Annotated in this window: 13 protein-coding genes and 1 pseudogene; 12 read left to right on the plus strand and 2 right to left on the minus strand. The window is 59.1% G+C overall.

What is annotated here, in order from left to right:
- Positions 1-106: 106 nt before the first annotated feature.
- The 10 genes from argE (at position 107) to BK659_RS17660 (ending at position 10,606) form a co-directional block, all read left to right on the plus strand.
- Positions 107-1,273, plus strand: a complete 1,167-nt coding sequence (argE, locus tag BK659_RS17615) for an acetylornithine deacetylase (RefSeq protein WP_123426267.1) — start codon at positions 107-109, stop codon at positions 1,271-1,273.
- A 226-nt stretch (positions 1,274-1,499) separates the two neighbouring features.
- Complete coding sequence (gene argA / locus BK659_RS17620; RefSeq protein ID WP_123426268.1) at positions 1,500-2,798, plus strand: amino-acid N-acetyltransferase; 1,299 nt, start codon at positions 1,500-1,502, stop codon at positions 2,796-2,798.
- Positions 2,799-3,355: 557 nt separating this feature from the next.
- On the plus strand, positions 3,356-4,678 hold the full coding sequence (locus tag BK659_RS17625) for an OprD family porin (RefSeq protein ID WP_123426269.1): 1,323 nt from the start codon (positions 3,356-3,358) through the stop codon (positions 4,676-4,678).
- 290 nt (positions 4,679-4,968) lie between these two features.
- Positions 4,969-5,607 carry a peroxiredoxin gene (locus tag BK659_RS17630; RefSeq protein ID WP_123426270.1) on the plus strand — a complete coding sequence of 213 codons (639 nt, stop codon included), beginning with the start codon at positions 4,969-4,971 and terminating at the stop codon, positions 5,605-5,607.
- 323 nt (positions 5,608-5,930) lie between these two features.
- On the plus strand, positions 5,931-6,524 hold the full coding sequence (gene ssuE / locus BK659_RS17635) for an NADPH-dependent FMN reductase (protein ID WP_123426271.1): 594 nt from the start codon (positions 5,931-5,933) through the stop codon (positions 6,522-6,524).
- A gap of 90 nt (positions 6,525-6,614) precedes the next feature.
- On the plus strand, positions 6,615-7,583 hold the full coding sequence (locus BK659_RS17640) for a sulfonate ABC transporter substrate-binding protein (protein WP_123426272.1): 969 nt from the start codon (positions 6,615-6,617) through the stop codon (positions 7,581-7,583).
- Positions 7,584-7,608: 25 nt separating this feature from the next.
- Positions 7,609-8,757 carry an FMNH2-dependent alkanesulfonate monooxygenase gene (gene ssuD, locus BK659_RS17645; RefSeq protein ID WP_123426273.1) on the plus strand — a complete coding sequence of 383 codons (1,149 nt, stop codon included), beginning with the start codon at positions 7,609-7,611 and terminating at the stop codon, positions 8,755-8,757.
- Between the two features lie 8 nt (positions 8,758-8,765).
- Positions 8,766-9,554: an aliphatic sulfonate ABC transporter permease SsuC gene (gene ssuC, locus BK659_RS17650; RefSeq protein ID WP_123426274.1), complete on the plus strand. Its 789-nt coding sequence runs from the start codon at positions 8,766-8,768 to the stop codon at positions 9,552-9,554.
- The gene (gene ssuB / locus BK659_RS17655; protein WP_123426275.1) at positions 9,551-10,357 is read left to right on the plus strand and encodes an aliphatic sulfonates ABC transporter ATP-binding protein; all 807 of its coding nucleotides are present in this window, start codon (positions 9,551-9,553) and stop codon (positions 10,355-10,357) included. The genes ssuC and ssuB overlap by 4 nt, the downstream gene beginning before the upstream one ends.
- Positions 10,358-10,390: 33 nt before the next feature.
- Complete coding sequence (locus tag BK659_RS17660; RefSeq protein WP_003213899.1) at positions 10,391-10,606, plus strand: TOBE domain-containing protein; 216 nt, start codon at positions 10,391-10,393, stop codon at positions 10,604-10,606.
- A gap of 199 nt (positions 10,607-10,805) precedes the next feature.
- Here BK659_RS17660 and BK659_RS17670 read toward each other — a convergent pair whose 3' ends face one another.
- Entirely contained in the window at positions 10,806-11,444 is a 639-nt protein-coding gene (locus tag BK659_RS17670) for a TetR/AcrR family transcriptional regulator (protein ID WP_123426277.1), read from the minus strand.
- Positions 11,445-11,685: 241 nt separating this feature from the next.
- Entirely contained in the window at positions 11,686-13,062 is a 1,377-nt protein-coding gene (locus tag BK659_RS17675) for a glutamine synthetase family protein (RefSeq protein ID WP_123426278.1), read from the minus strand.
- Positions 13,063-13,340: 278 nt separating this feature from the next.
- Between BK659_RS17675 and BK659_RS17680 the strand changes: the two are divergent.
- Positions 13,341-13,655: pseudogene (locus BK659_RS17680) on the plus strand (gamma-glutamyl-gamma-aminobutyrate hydrolase family protein); the annotation flags it as partial.
- Between the two features lie 74 nt (positions 13,656-13,729).
- Positions 13,730-15,088 carry a glutamine synthetase family protein gene (locus tag BK659_RS17685; RefSeq protein WP_071552892.1) on the plus strand — a complete coding sequence of 453 codons (1,359 nt, stop codon included), beginning with the start codon at positions 13,730-13,732 and terminating at the stop codon, positions 15,086-15,088.
- The last annotated feature ends 31 nt before the right edge of the window (positions 15,089-15,119 follow it).

Below are 15,119 nucleotides of genomic sequence, written 5' to 3' on the forward strand. Positions count from 1 at the left end.
AGGCCGTGCAGTGTACAGCACTCACTAAACCTACGCGCCGCGACGGTTTATTCCTGTCGCCAGATGGTTCTATGATGGACTTCAATTCGGGAGTTGGGAGTCAGCGATGCCTTTGCCGTCCATGAAAGAACAGTTCGCTTCGCTGATCGCCGCACCGTCCGTCAGCTGTACCCAACCCAACCTCGATCAATCCAATCGTGCGGTCATTGATCTGCTGGCGACCTGGCTCGGCGATCTGGGCTTTGCCTGCGACATCCAGCAGGTTAGTCCCGGAAAATTCAACCTGCTCGCCAGTTTTGGCAGCGGCCCCGGCGGCCTGGTGCTGGCCGGGCACAGCGACACGGTGCCGTTCGACGGCGCCCTGTGGCAGACCGATCCGCTGAAACTGACCGAAGTCGACGGTCGCTGGGTCGGTCTCGGAAGTTGCGACATGAAGGGCTTCTTCGCCTTGGCCATCGAAGCCGTGCTGCCGCTGCTGGATAAACCGTTCAAGCAACCGCTGATGATCCTCGCCACCTGTGACGAAGAAAGCTCGATGGCCGGCGCCCGGGCGTTGGCCGCTGCCGGCCGGCCACTGGGCAGGGCAGCGGTGATCGGTGAACCGACGGGGCTGAAGCCGATCCGTCTGCACAAAGGCGTGATGATGGAGCGCATCGACATTCTCGGTCAGAGCGGCCATTCGTCCGATCCGAGTCTGGGTCACAGTGCTCTGGAGGCCATGCATGATGCGATGGGCGAGTTACGTGGCTTGCGCCTGCAATGGCAGCGCGAGTTTCGCAATCCGCAGTTCAGCGTGCCGCAACCGACGTTGAATTTCGGCTGCATCCACGGTGGTGACAACCCGAACCGGATCTGCGGCCAGTGCTCGCTGGAATTCGACCTGCGGCCCCTGCCCGGTATGGACCCGAACGCATTGCGTGCGGCGATCCGGCAGAAACTCGAACCGGTCGCCGAGCTCCATCAGGTGAAGATCGACTACGCTCCGCTGTTCCCCGAAGTGCCACCGTTCGAGCAGGCGGCGGACTCGGAGTTGGTGCGGGTTGCTGAAAAACTCACCGGCCACCTCGCCGAAGCAGTAGCGTTCGGCACTGAAGCGCCTTATCTTCAGCGTCTTGGCTGCGAGACGTTGGTGCTGGGCCCTGGCGATATCGCCTGTGCTCACCAACCGGGGGAATACCTTGAAATGTCACGTTTGCAGCCTACCGTGCATCTATTGCGTCAACTGATCGAACATTACTGCCTGACCCCGGCCCAAAACTCGCCACCCTTGTAGGAGCTGCCGAAGGCTGCGATCTTTTGATTTTTTTAAGAAGCAAGATCAAAAGATCGCAGCCTTCGGCAGCTCCTACAGGGGTCGCAGTTAAATTGCCGGTGTTTAAACCCGTATTCATGAGGAGAGCGCGCGTGTCGCCAAGCCTGTTCCGACGATAACCATCAGCCCGCTGTGCGTATTGCTTCGTCCTTTTTATCGGCTGCTATTTATTACAGGCGCAGGTGTTATGCCCGAATACGTTAATTGGCTTCGTCACGCTTCCCCTTACATCAACGCTCACCGTGATTGCACCTTCGTCGTCATGCTGCCCGGCGACGGCGTCGAGCACCCGAACTTCGGCAATATCGTCCACGACCTGGTGCTGCTGCACAGCCTGGGTGTGCGGTTGGTACTGGTTCACGGTTCGCGCCCACAAATTGAAACCCGCCTTGCCGCGCGCGGCCTGACCCCGCATTACCACCACGGGATGCGCATCACCGATGCAGCGACCCTGGAGTGCGTGATCGACGCGGTGGGCCAACTGCGCATCGCCATCGAGGCGCGCTTGTCGATGGACATGGCGTCCTCGCCGATGCAGGGCTCGCGTTTGCGGGTGGCCAGCGGCAACCTGGTGACCGCACGGCCGATCGGTGTGCTCGAAGGCGTCGACTATCACCACACCGGCGAAGTGCGTCGGGTCGACCGCAAGGGCATCAACCGTCTGCTGGACGAGCGCTCCATCGTGCTGCTCTCGCCGCTGGGCTACTCACCGACCGGGGAAATTTTCAACCTGGCCTGCGAAGACGTCGCCACCCGCGCCGCCATCGACCTGGGCGCCGACAAGCTGCTGCTGTTCGGCGCGGACCTGGGGCTGATTGACGAGAACGGTCGTCTGGTCCGCGAGCTGCGCCCGCAGCAGGTACCCGCGCACTTGCAGCGTCTGGGCGCCAACTATCAGGCAGAGTTGCTGGATGCGGCGGCCGAAGCGTGCCGTGGCGGCGTCGGCCGTAGCCATATTGTCAGTTATGCCGAAGACGGCGCGCTGCTGACTGAGCTCTTCACCCGTGACGGTGGCGGCACGCTGGTAGCCCAGGAGCAATTCGAAGTGGTGCGCGAAGCGGCTATCGAAGACGTCGGTGGTTTGCTGGACCTGATCAGCCCGCTGGAAGAGCAGGGGATTCTGGTGCGTCGTTCGCGCGAAGTGCTGGAGCGCGAAATCGAGCAGTTCAGCGTGGTCGAGCGTGAAGGGATGATCATCGCCTGTGCGGCGCTGTATCAGATTGCCGATTCGGATGCCGGGGAGCTGGCCTGTCTGGCGGTGAATCCGGAATACCGCCATGGCGGCCGTGGTGACGAACTGCTGGAACGGATCGAATCCCGGGCCCGTGCTCAAGGGCTCAAAACCCTGTTTGTCCTCACCACCCGCACTGCGCACTGGTTCCGCGAGCGTGGCTTTGTGCCCAGCAGCGTCGAGCGCCTCCCGTCGGCCCGGGCCTCGCTGTACAACTATCAGCGTAATTCGAAGATCTTCGAAAAGACTCTGTAACCTTGGGCGCTTAGACTTCGCCCCGGGCACTGACAGATCGCCGGCTGCGCCTGCTCATGCAGGGGGCGTGCGCCGATCAGTTCTGCCGTTTTTCTGCCCGTTGCGGAATTTACCGGACGGGCGGTAAAAAAAATTATAGCGGTATACAAACTGTAACAATTTGACGGGAAGATGCACGTTTCGCCATGATGGCGTCGCTTATTTGATCGTGATTGACGTATGAAGAATACGTGAGCACGAATGGAACTAAAGAAGCGTCTGTAAATACCATTTAGGAATTAGCTCATAAGCCGATACCTCAGGATCCGGTTCGGTTGAGGTGTGCTGAGCTATATTCCAGAATCGTATGAAAAATGAATAAACAGTTCTTTTTGGGTTTATGAGGAAGTCATTAACCTGAACGGACCAAACACTGCGATTAGACCAAAGTCGTAGACGCGACTGCTTACGATTGACTTATCGGTCACGGTCTTGCGCTAATCGCGCATCGATGGGAACCGGGGCGCCAGATCCTGGACCAAAGTGCACAAAAAATTAGAAACGTAGAGGAGCGAAACATGAATAAGTCCACCTTGGCCCTGGCTGTGGCCGTAGGGGTTATGGCGCAGCAGGCAGGCGCCGCCGGTTTTATCGAAGACAGTAAGGCGACCTTGGGTCTGCGTAACTTCTACATCAACACCGACAACCGTACCGGCACCGGCGCGAACAAAAACGAAGAATGGGGCCAAGGCTTCGATCTGCGTTTCATCTCGGGTTACACCCAAGGTACTGTTAAGTTCGGCGTTGACGCCATTGGCCTGTACGGCGTGCGTCTGGACTCCAGCCCGGCCAAGAGCGGCAACTCGAGCGGCACTGCTTCTGGCGGTACGATTTTCCCAAGCGATGGCAACCGTGCGGTTCCAGACTTCGGCAGCCTGGGCTTGACCGGTAAGGTCAAAATCTCCGAGACCGAGCTGAAAATCGGTACCCTGCAGCCGAACAACCCGGTCATCAAGTACAACGATGGTCGTCTGCTGCCACAAACCTTCACCGGTGGCGAGATCAAGTCCAACGAAATCAAGGATCTGACCCTGACTGCGGGCGAGATCAATGAGGCCAAAGGCCGTAACTCCAGCAACGACGAAGGTCTGTCGATTGCCGGTGCCAACGCTGGCTCCAACTACGACGCGGGCAAGTTCAGCAACAAGTTCTACTACGCTGGTGCTGACTACAAAATCACCAAGGACCTGACTGCTTCGTACTACTACGGCGAACTGAAGGACTTCTACTCGCAGAACTTCCTGGGCCTGGTGCACAACTGGTCCATCGGTCCTGGCGTGCTGAAAAGTGACCTGCGCTACTACCGTAGCCGCGACAACGGTTCCAACGGCAACGACAAGAACTTCTTCACTACCGGTTTCTACGGCGGCAATACAACCAAAGGCAAGGTCGACAACGACCTGTACAGCTACTTGGCTCTGTACTCGGTTGAAGGTCACACCTTCGGTGGCGGTTACCAGTACACCAAGGGCGACAGCGACTTCCCTTGGCTGAACCAGGGTGACGGCTCGTCCAACAGCACCATCACCGACATGCAGATCCAGAAGTTTGCCCGCGCTGGCGAACGTACCTGGCAAGCTCGCTACGCCTATGACTTCGCCAAGGTTGGCGTACCGGGTCTGACCGCTGGTGTGATCTACCTGCACGGCAACAACATCGACAGCCCTACTGGTAGCAAGAGCGAGTGGGAGCGTGACCTGAGCCTGGCTTACGTTGTTCCGGAAGGCCCGCTGAAAAACCTCGGTGTTGCCTGGAAAAACGCCATGTGGCGCACCGACGTGGCCACCCGCGACCAGGACGAAAACCGCCTGATCGTCAGCTACTCGATCCCGCTGTTGTAATACCCAGGCGTTTACAAGCCTGTATAAAAAGCCCCGCTCGGCGTAAGCCTGGCGGGGCTTTTGCGTTTCAAGTCGGGCCCACCCCCGCAGACCCTCCTTCATTTCCCTCTTTGCAACAACTCAAGGCCTTCTCGAACCCTGGTTCCAAGACTGGTCTTCGTTGACGTATGCGTCCAGTGAACAGATGTTTAATATTCATTTATGATCTAAATAAATCGATATTTATTCTTTTTAATAAGTGCCGACACTAGGCACAGTAGGCTCATCACGCACTCACCAGGAGCAGCACCATGAGCCTCAGACTGGGCGACATTGCCCCCGATTTCGAACAGGATTCCAGCGCCGGCACCATCCGTTTTCACGAGTGGCTGGGCGATAGCTGGGGCGTGCTGTTTTCCCATCCGGCAGACTTCACACCGGTGTGCACCACGGAGCTGGGGTTTACCGCCAGGCTCAAGGATGAATTTGCCAAGCGCGGCGTCAAGGCCATCGCGCTGTCGGTCGACCCGGTGGATTCGCACCACAAGTGGATCGAAGACATCAACGAAACCCAGAACACCGTCGTCAACTTCCCGATCCTCGCCGACGCCGATCGCAAGGTCTCCGACCTCTATGACCTGATCCACCCGAACGCCAACGACACCCTGACCGTGCGTTCGCTGTTCGTGATCGATCCGGACAAGAAGGTTCGCCTGACCATCACTTACCCGGCCAGCACCGGACGCAACTTCCACGAGATCCTGCGGGTGATCGATTCGTTGCAACTCACCGACAACTACAAAGTGGCCACCCCGGCCAACTGGCAGGACGGTGATGAAGTGGTGATCGTGCCGTCGCTCAAGGATGAAGACGAAATCAACAAACGCTTCCCCAAAGGTTATCGCGCAGTGAAACCGTACCTGCGCCTGACACCACAACCCAACAAGTGAGCCATTGATATTTTTAGCGTGGCTTAAATCGCTATCGCGAGCAAGCTCGCTCCCACAGGTGTACGCATTCCAATGTGGGAGCGAGCTTGCTCGCGATAGCGGTCTGCCAGGCGCAACAGCTTCAAGGGTATCCAAAATGCAGGGGGTTTCAGGCCGTTTCGACGGCCTTTTTTTCGTCTGGAGAGTGCTTTTTCGTATATGCATTTAAAGAATAAACACATAAATAAATATGATTTATGGATATATAAATCAGCTGTTAAGGTCTGTCCAATGTCGCGAGACCGCACACTGCGAATCGCCAAAAAAGTTTAAGGAATTACCGCATGCTGGTCGTCTCACTCGGAGGAAGTCCCAGCCAACGCTCCCGCTCCGGGGTGCTGCTGGATCGCTCCCAACGCTGGTTGCAGCAACAAGGAGTCGAAGTAGTGAGTTATCAGGTGCGGGACTTCCCGGCTGAAGACTTGCTGCACGCACGCTTCGACAGCCCGAAGGTGGTCGATTTGCTGCAACAGATTGAAAACGCCGATGGCTTGCTGATTGCCACGCCGGTCTACAAAGCGTCATTTTCCGGCGCACTGAAAACCGTACTGGATCTGCTGCCTGAACGTGCCCTGAGCCACAAGGTTGTATTGCCGATGGCCACAGGCGGCAGCATCGCCCACATGCTGGCCGTGGATTACGCGCTCAAGCCGGTGCTGTCGGCGCTGAAAGCCCAGGAAATGCTTCACGGGATTTTCGCCGAAGACAGCCAGATCGCTTACGGCGAAGGCAGTGCCCAGGCGCAGTTGGCGCCACAGTTGGAGCAGCGTTTGTTTGAGGCGCTGGAGCAGTTCTTCAGCGCCATGGCCCGCCGGCCCAAGCCGCTGGACCCAAACCTGTTGAATGATCGTTTGTTGAGTGCTCGCTGGAGCATTTAAGCCTTACCCGAAAATTGAAGTACTGGCCTTACTCGCCCGCTAACGGGCAAGCAGGTGCAGCCAAAACCCTACTGCAAAAAGGAGAGCGCTATGCGCACTGTCATTTTGCGTCGTGGTCTGGTCGCTCTGTTTGCTGCGGCTGTGTCCTTCGGCGTTATTACTCAAGCTCAAGCGGCCGAGACTTTGCGAATCGGCTATCAAAAGTACGGCACCCTGGTGCTGCTCAAAGCCCGCGGCACACTGGAAAAACGCCTCGCCGCCCAAGGCGTCGACGTGCAATGGACTGAATTTCCCGGCGGCCCGCAGTTGCTCGAAGGGCTGAACGTCGGCTCGATCGATTTTGGCGTGACCGGCGAAACCCCGCCGGTCTTCGCGCAGGCGGCCGGTGCCGATCTGCTCTACGTCGCCTATGAACCGCCAGCGCCACACAGCGAGGCGATTCTGGTACCGAAAGACTCCGCGATCAAATCGGTGCAGGACCTCAAGGGCAAGAAAGTCGTCCTCAACAAAGGCTCCAACGTGCACTACCTGCTGGTGCGCGCCCTGGAAGACGCCGGTCTCAAATACACCGACGTTCAAACCGTATTCCTGCCGCCAGCCGATGCCCGCGCCGCGTTCGAACGTGGCAGCGTCGATGCTTGGGTGATCTGGGACCCCTACCAGGCCGCTGCCGAACAGCAACTGCAAGCGCGCACCCTGCGTGATGGCAGCGGCATCGTCGACAACCATCAGTTCTACCTGGCGACCAAGCCTTACGCCGAAAAACATCCGGCCGTGATCAAGGCGCTGGTGGAAGAAGTCCGCGCCATCGGCGAATGGTCCAAGGCCAACCCGGAGGACGTGACCCAGCAGGTCTCGCCGCTGCTAGGGCTGCCGGCAGACATCACCTTGAGCGTGGTGAAACGCCAAGGCTACGGCGCGCATTTCCTCACCCCGGAAGTGGTCGCGGCCCAACAGAAAATTGCCGACAGCTTCTACCAGCTCAAATTGATTCCGAAACCCCTGAGCATCAAAGACGTGATCTGGACGCCACCGGCAGCCGTTGCCACCGCGCCGTAATTCGACTTCCCAAGGAGACCACTCCATGAGCCTCAATATTTTCTGGTTCCTGCCTACCCACGGCGACGGCCATTACCTTGGCACCGCCGAAGGTGCTCGCGCCGTCGATCACGGTTATTTGCAGCAAGTCGCCCAAGCGGCGGATCGTCTGGGGTTCGGCGGGGTGCTGATTCCCACCGGACGCTCCTGCGAAGACTCGTGGCTGGTGGCCGCGTCGCTGATCCCGGTCACCCAGCGTTTGAAGTTTCTGGTCGCGTTGCGCCCCGGGATCATTTCCCCGACGGTGGCCGCGCGTCAGGCGGCGACCCTGGATCGGTTGTCCGGTGGGCGTGCGCTGTTCAACCTGGTAACGGGCGGCGATCCAGAAGAACTGGCCGGCGATGGATTGTTCCTGAGTCACGAAGAGCGCTATCAGGCCTCGGTGGAATTCACCCGGATCTGGCGTCGGGTGCTCGAAGGCGAGACGGTCGATTACGACGGTCAGCACATCAGCGTGAAGGGCGCGAAATTGCTCTACCCGCCGATTCAGCAACCGCGTCCGCCGCTGTACTTCGGTGGCTCCTCGGAAGCCGCTCAGGATCTGGCGGCCGAGCAGGTCGAAATGGTCCTGACCTGGGGCGAGCCACCGGCCGCGGTCGCCGAGAAGATCGAACAAGTACGCGCCAAGGCCGCGAAGCTCGGGCGCACTGTGCGCTTCGGCATTCGTTTGCATGTGATCGTCCGTGAAACCAACGCTGAAGCCTGGCAAGCGGCGGACCGTTTGATCTCCCATCTGGACGACGAAACCATCGCCCGCGCTCAGGCCTCGTTGGCGCGCTTCGACTCGGTCGGCCAGCAGCGTATGGCCGCGCTGCACGGCGGCAGCCGCGACAACCTCGAAGTCAGCCCGAACCTCTGGGCCGGTGTCGGTCTGGTACGTGGCGGTGCCGGCACAGCGCTGGTCGGCGACGGCCCGACCGTGGCGGCGCGGGTCAAGGAGTACGCGGACCTGGGCATCGATACCTTCATCTTTTCGGGCTACCCGCATCTGGAAGAGTCGTATCGGGTCGCGGAGCTGTTGTTCCCGCACCTCGACATCGAGCGGCCCGAATTGCCGAAAAGCGCCGGTTACGTCAGTCCGTTTGGCGAGATGGTTGCCAACGACATTCTTCCCAAAGCCGCGTCCCAGAGCTGAGGCGCACCATGAAGAGCGAAAAGATTATCCACAGCCTCGCGCCTTGGGCCTTGCCGGTGCTGCTACTGGCGGTGTGGCAGTTGTCGGTGTCGGCGGGCTGGTTGTCGACGCGGATTCTGCCAGCACCGAGCGCAGTGATCGAGGCGGGCGTCAGCCTGGTGCGCAGCGGCGAAATCTGGAAACACCTGGCGATCAGCGGCTGGCGCGCCGGCATTGGTTTTGTGATTGGCGGCGGTATCGGTCTGGCATTGGGTTTCATCACCGGCCTGTCGAAGTGGGGTGAGCGTTTGCTCGACAGTTCGGTGCAGATGATCCGCAACGTACCGCATCTGGCGCTGATTCCGCTGGTAATCCTCTGGTTCGGCATTGATGAGTCGGCGAAGATTTTCCTGGTGGCGCTGGGCACGTTGTTTCCGATCTACCTCAACACTTACCACGGCATCCGCAACGTCGACCCGGCCTTGGTGGAAATGGCGCGCAGTTACGGTCTGTCCGGTTTCAGCCTGTTCCGTCAGGTGATTCTGCCGGGTGCGCTACCTTCGATTCTGGTCGGCGTGCGCTTTGCCCTGGGTTTCATGTGGCTGACCCTGATCGTCGCTGAAACCATCTCTGCCAGTTCCGGCATTGGCTACCTGGCGATGAATGCCCGGGAGTTCTTGCAAACGGATGTGGTGGTGCTGGCGATTGTTTTGTACGCGGTGCTCGGCAAATTGGCCGACCTCGCGGCCCGTGGTCTGGAGCGGGTCTGGTTGCGCTGGCATCCCGCCTATCAAGTGGCCAAGGGTGGTGCAGCATGACGGCTCAACAACCCCCACGTCTGCTGCGCGGGATTCCGCTGGCGGTACGCAAACTGCAAAAAACCTTTGGCGCGCGGCAGGTGCTGCGCGAGATCGACCTGCACATTCCGGCCGGTCAGTTCGTCGCAGTAGTCGGTCGCAGCGGTTGTGGCAAAAGTACCTTGCTGCGCTTGCTGGCGGGCCTTGACCAACCCACGGGCGGCGAACTGTTGGCCGGCTCTGCACTGCTCAGCGAGGCGCGCGAAGACACTCGACTGATGTTCCAGGAAGCGCGATTGCTGCCATGGAAAAAGGTTATCGACAACGTCGGCCTCGGGCTCAAGGGTCATTGGCGCCAACAGGCTTTGGACGCATTGGATGCCGTGGGCCTGGCGGATCGTGCCGATGAATGGCCGGCGGCGTTGTCCGGCGGGCAAAAGCAGCGGGTGGCCTTGGCGCGGGCGCTGATCCATCAGCCGCGCTTGTTGTTGCTCGATGAGCCGTTGGGCGCACTGGATGCGCTGACTCGAATTGAAATGCAGCAACTGATCGAACGCCTCTGGCAACAGCACGGTTTTACCGTGTTGCTGGTGACCCATGACGTCAGCGAAGCGGTGGCGATTGCCGACCGGGTGTTGCTGATCGAAGAGGGCGAAATCGGCCTCGACCTGCACGTTGAACTGCCGCGCCCTCGGGTCCGCGGTTCACATCGACTGGCGGCGCTGGAAACCGAAGTACTCAACCGCGTGTTGTCACTGCCGGGCTCACCGCCCGAACCGGAACCTGTTTCACCCTTGCCCACGCAATTGCGCTGGGCTCACTAACGCAACGTTCTCCCAACCACAGGAATCAACCTCATGACTATCAAAGCCATCAACGTTCGTAACCAGTTCAAAGGCACCATCAAGGAAATCGTCGAAGGTGACGTGCTCTCGGAAATCGATGTTCAGACAGCGTCCGGCATCGTCACCTCGGTCATCACCACGCGCTCGGTCAAAGAGCTGGAACTGGTGATCGGCAGCGAAGTGATCGCCTTCGTGAAGTCCACCGAGGTGTCGATCGCCAAGTTGTAAGTCGTGCGCAGCGAACAACCCCGAAGGGTGTGAGCCCTTCGGGGTTTTTGTGGTTTTTTCTCAGGGTATCGGCGGTGCGGCCATCGCGAGCAAGCTCGCTCCCACATTAGATCTTCAGCGAACACACAATTTGTATACGACGCAGATCCAGTGTGGGAGCGAGCTTGCTCGCGATGAGGCCAGTGATGTCAGCAAAAAATCAGGCTGGAATTGCGCGCTTTGGCAGGTACGGCGGCAGATACAGTCCCAGATAAGCGTCGAACACCCGCATGCCTTCCTCAGCCATGCGCGGAGTGATCTGCCCGTGCTGTTGCACTGAACGCGCATAGACCCGGTCGCCCAATTCCATTGCCAGGGCAAACACATCGACATCCTTGGGCAGCGCCGGCAGTTCGAAATGCTGATCGAAGAGTTTGTGCATCAGGTCGCCGAGTTCGATGTCGTGCTGGCGGTCGGCCTGGGTGACTTCGGTCAGGCCGTGTTGAGCGAGGATCAGCTGGCGCGCGGCGGCGTCTTCGCTGTAGATGGCGAGCATGCGTTGCTCGACCAGTCGTGACAGATCACGCCAGCCCTTGAGCGAGTCGACTTCGATCGGTTCTTGCAGGCAAGCGCGGAAGGCGCTGTGGACGTCGGCGGTCAGGGCTTCGAGCAGGGCCGGGACGCTGGCGAAGAAGTGGTAGACCGATGACGGCGGGATCTCGGCGCGTTCGGCGACGCTGTAGATCGACAGGCTGGCCACACCCTCGGCGGCCAGCAGCGTGCGGGCGGCGTCGAGTATCGAGTCGATCCGGGCCTGGCTGCGTGCGCGGGGTTTGCGAAGGGGGGCGGGGCGCGTCATTGGAGTCTCCTGCGGGGCAGCGGGCATTGTACGAGCAGGGTTCGATGTTGTCTGCCAGGACGCCATCGCGAGCAAGCTCGCTCCCACAATTGATCTCCAGTGGACATCAAACTTGTGCTCAGCGCCGATCCAGTGTGGGAGCGAGCTTGCTCGCGATGAATTCACCTCGGTCCAGCTGAATGAGCCCATAAAAAAACGCCGCAGGCTGTGAGCCGGCGGCGTTGTTTTTTACTACGACCGCTTACACGGTGTGCAGGTACCAGTTGTACTCGAGGTCGGAGATGGAGTGTTCGAACTCCTCCAGCTCGCTCTCTTTACAGGCGACAAAAATGTCGATGTATTTCGGATCGATGTACTTGGCCATGACTTCGCTGTCGTCCAGCTCGCGCAGTGCATCGCGCAGGTTGTTCGGCAGGCTCTGTTCGTTCTGCTCGTAGCTGTTGCCTTCGACTGGCGCGCCAGGTTCGATCTTGTTGACCAGACCGTGGTGTACGCCCGCCAATACCGAAGCCATCAGCAAGTACGGGTTGGCATCGGCGCCGGCAACGCGGTGTTCGATACGTACGGCATCGGAAGAGCCTGTCGGTACGCGAATCGCTACGGTACGGTTGTCCAGGCCCCAGCACGGCGAATTCGGCACGTAGAACTGTGCGCCGAAACGACGGTACGAGTTGACGTTCGGGCAGAGGAACGCCATCTGCGCCGGTAGGGTCTCGAGCACACCGCCGATCGCGTGACGCAGTGCGGCGTTCTGCTCGGGATCCTCACTGGCAAAAATGTTCTTGCCGTCTTTATCAAGGATCGAGATGTGGACGTGCAGACCGTTACCCGCCTGGCCTGGGTAAGGCTTGGCCATGAAGGTGGTGTCCATTTCATGGTCGTAGGCGATGTTTTTGATCAGACGCTTGAGCAGTACCGCGTAATCGCAGGCCTTGATCGGGTCAGCAACGTGGTGCAGGTTCACTTCGAACTGCGCCGGAGCACTTTCCTTGACGATCGCGTCGGCAGGGATGCCTTGCTCTTTCGCACCTTCCAGAATGTCCTGGAGGCAGTCGACGTATTCGTCCAGGTCGTCGATCAGGTACACCTGGGTCGAGTGCGGACGTTTGCCGGAAACCGGCGAGCGCGGAGGTTGTGGCCGGCCATTCACGTTCTCCTGGTCGATCAGGTAGAACTCAAGCTCGAATGCGGCGCAGATGGTCAGACCCATGTCGTCGAACTTGCGCACCACATTGGCCAGCACTTCACGCGGGTCGGCGAAGAAAGGTTCACCTTCAATTTCGTGCATGGTCATTAACAGTTGCGCGGTCGGGCGCTTCTGCCAGGGTTCGTTGCACAGGGTATCGGGGATTGGATAGCAGATTCGGTCAGCATCACCGATGTCCAGGCCCAGGCCGGTGCTTTCCACCGTCGAGCCATTGATATCCAGAGCAAATAGAGAGGCCGGCAGGTTGATGCCTTTCTCGTAAACCTTGTGGAGGCTGGTGCGTTCGATGCGCTTGCCGCGCACCACACCATTCATATCCGCAATCAGAAGGTCAACGTACAGAACCTCAGGATGTTCCTTAAGGAACGCGTTCGCTTCGTTAAGCTGAACGGCACGCGGGGGTACCGACATGATGCAACACCTTTGTTGTTAAAAATATCAATCATTGATCTTTTCGGATTCCAGTCAACCCGAACGGCATGCCGAAGTCAAGCGAGGCCTTTTTTGCCCTAAAAAAGCGCTCGAAGGGCATTTTTGAGGCGCTTTGGGGCGTTTTTATGCCTTCGGGGTCTTTGTCGGCCGCAGGCTTGAGCGGGGCGTGTTGTATTTTTTACGGGGGTGTTGTGTAAAAAAATGAACAACGCTAAGCTCGAATCAAACCCATAACAGCAATAATACCGGGGTGCTTCATGTCTCGCCTGCCGTTAATCGGCGTCACCGACCGCTCCAGGCAGATCGGTTTGCATGCTTATCACATCACTGGCGATAAGTACGCCCACGCAGTGGCCATCGCTGCCAAGGGCCTGCCGTTGATGCTTGCTTCCCAGGCGGAACTGCTTGATCCGACCGATATTATTGACGGTCTGGATGGCATCCTGTTTACCGGCTCTCCTTCCACTGTAGAACCTTTTCACTATAGCGGTCCTGCGAGTGCGCCGGGAACTGCTCATGATCCTGCACGCGACGCCACTACCCTCCCGTTGATTCACGCCAGCCAGCAGGCAACACAACGCGACGCGGATGCGTCAAACAACGCCTGACGTTTAAAGACGTCAGGACACTCAGCCCAGAGGCATTTATGAGTAACAACCTCGACCAGCTCACCGATTGGTTGAAAGACCACAAGATCACAGAAGTCGAATGCATGATTGGCGATCTGACCGGGATCACCCGTGGCAAGATTTCGCCGACCAACAAGTTCATTGCCGAAAAAGGCATGCGCCTGCCCGAGAGTGTGCTGTTGCAAACAGTGACGGGCGACTACGTCGAAGACGACATCTATTACGAACTGCTCGACCCGGCCGACATCGACATGATCTGCCGCCCGGACTCGAACGCGGTATTCCTCGTGCCATGGGCCATCGAGCCGACCGCACAGGTGATTCACGACACCTACGACAAGCAGGGCAACCCGATCGAGCTGTCGCCGCGCAACGTGCTCAAGAAAGTTCTGAAGCTCTATTCCGACAAGGGCTGGCAGCCGATCGTGGCGCCGGAGATGGAGTTCTACCTGACCAAGCGCTGCGAAGACCCGGACTTCCCGTTGCAGCCGCCGATTGGCCGCTCTGGTCGCCCGGAAACCGGTCGTCAGTCGTTCTCTATTGAAGCAGCCAACGAATTCGACCCGTTGTTCGAAGACGTCTACGACTGGTGCGAACTGCAAGAACTGGATCTGGACACGCTGATCCACGAAGACGGCACGGCGCAGATGGAAATCAACTTCCGTCACGGCGACGCGCTGTCCCTGGCCGACCAGATTCTGGTGTTCAAGCGCACCATGCGCGAAGCGGCGCTCAAGCACAACGTGGCCGCGACCTTCATGGCCAAGCCGATGACTGGCGAGCCCGGCAGTGCGATGCACTTGCACCAGAGCATCATCGACATCGAAACCGGTAAAAACGTCTTCTCTAATGAAGACGGGACCATGAGCGAGCTGTTCCTGCACCACATCGGTGGCTTGCAGAAGTTCATCCCCGAGCTGTTGCCGCTGTTCGCACCCAACGTCAACTCGTTCCGCCGCTTCCTGCCGGACACCTCGGCGCCGGTGAACGTGGAGTGGGGCGAAGAGAACCGCACTGTCGGCCTGCGCGTACCAGACGCCGGCCCGCAAAACCGTCGGGTGGAAAACCGCCTGCCGGGCGCCGATGCCAACCCGTACCTGGCGATCGCCGCGAGCCTGCTCTGCGGTTATATCGGCATGGTGGAAGGCATCACCCCAAGCGCACCGGTGGTTGGGCGTGGTTACGAGCGACGCAACCTGCGTCTGCCGCTGACCATCGAAGACGCACTGGAACGTATGGAACACAGCGCGACCATCGAGAAGTATCTGGGCAAAAAATTCATCACTGGCTACGTCGCGGTCAAGCGGGCCGAGCATGAAAACTTCAAGCGCGTGATCAGTTCGTGGGAGCGGGAGTTCCTGTTGTTCGCCGTCTGATGCGCCGGGTGCGGCCCTCAAAAGCCGCACT

This window comes from Pseudomonas brassicacearum (assembly GCF_003732225.1).
Classification (GTDB): domain Bacteria; phylum Pseudomonadota; class Gammaproteobacteria; order Pseudomonadales; family Pseudomonadaceae; genus Aquipseudomonas; species Aquipseudomonas brassicacearum_E.

Coding starts and splice junctions, on each gene's coding strand:
- BK659_RS17640 (WP_123426272.1), top strand. CDS start 6,615: ATGCGCACTGTCATTTTGCGTCGTGGTCTGGTCGCTCTGTTTGCTGCG.
- argA (WP_123426268.1), top strand. CDS start 1,500: ATGCCCGAATACGTTAATTGGCTTCGTCACGCTTCCCCTTACATCAAC.
- ssuD (WP_123426273.1), top strand. CDS start 7,609: ATGAGCCTCAATATTTTCTGGTTCCTGCCTACCCACGGCGACGGCCAT.
- ssuB (WP_123426275.1), top strand. CDS start 9,551: ATGACGGCTCAACAACCCCCACGTCTGCTGCGCGGGATTCCGCTGGCG.
- BK659_RS17630 (WP_123426270.1), top strand. CDS start 4,969: ATGAGCCTCAGACTGGGCGACATTGCCCCCGATTTCGAACAGGATTCC.
- argE (WP_123426267.1), top strand. CDS start 107: ATGCCTTTGCCGTCCATGAAAGAACAGTTCGCTTCGCTGATCGCCGCA.
- ssuC (WP_123426274.1), top strand. CDS start 8,766: ATGAAGAGCGAAAAGATTATCCACAGCCTCGCGCCTTGGGCCTTGCCG.
- BK659_RS17625 (WP_123426269.1), top strand. CDS start 3,356: ATGAATAAGTCCACCTTGGCCCTGGCTGTGGCCGTAGGGGTTATGGCG.
- BK659_RS17685 (WP_071552892.1), top strand. CDS start 13,730: ATGAGTAACAACCTCGACCAGCTCACCGATTGGTTGAAAGACCACAAG.
- BK659_RS17670 (WP_123426277.1), bottom strand. CDS start 11,444: ATGACGCGCCCCGCCCCCCTTCGCAAACCCCGCGCACGCAGCCAGGCC.
- BK659_RS17660 (WP_003213899.1), top strand. CDS start 10,391: ATGACTATCAAAGCCATCAACGTTCGTAACCAGTTCAAAGGCACCATC.
- ssuE (WP_123426271.1), top strand. CDS start 5,931: ATGCTGGTCGTCTCACTCGGAGGAAGTCCCAGCCAACGCTCCCGCTCC.
- BK659_RS17675 (WP_123426278.1), bottom strand. CDS start 13,062: ATGTCGGTACCCCCGCGTGCCGTTCAGCTTAACGAAGCGAACGCGTTC.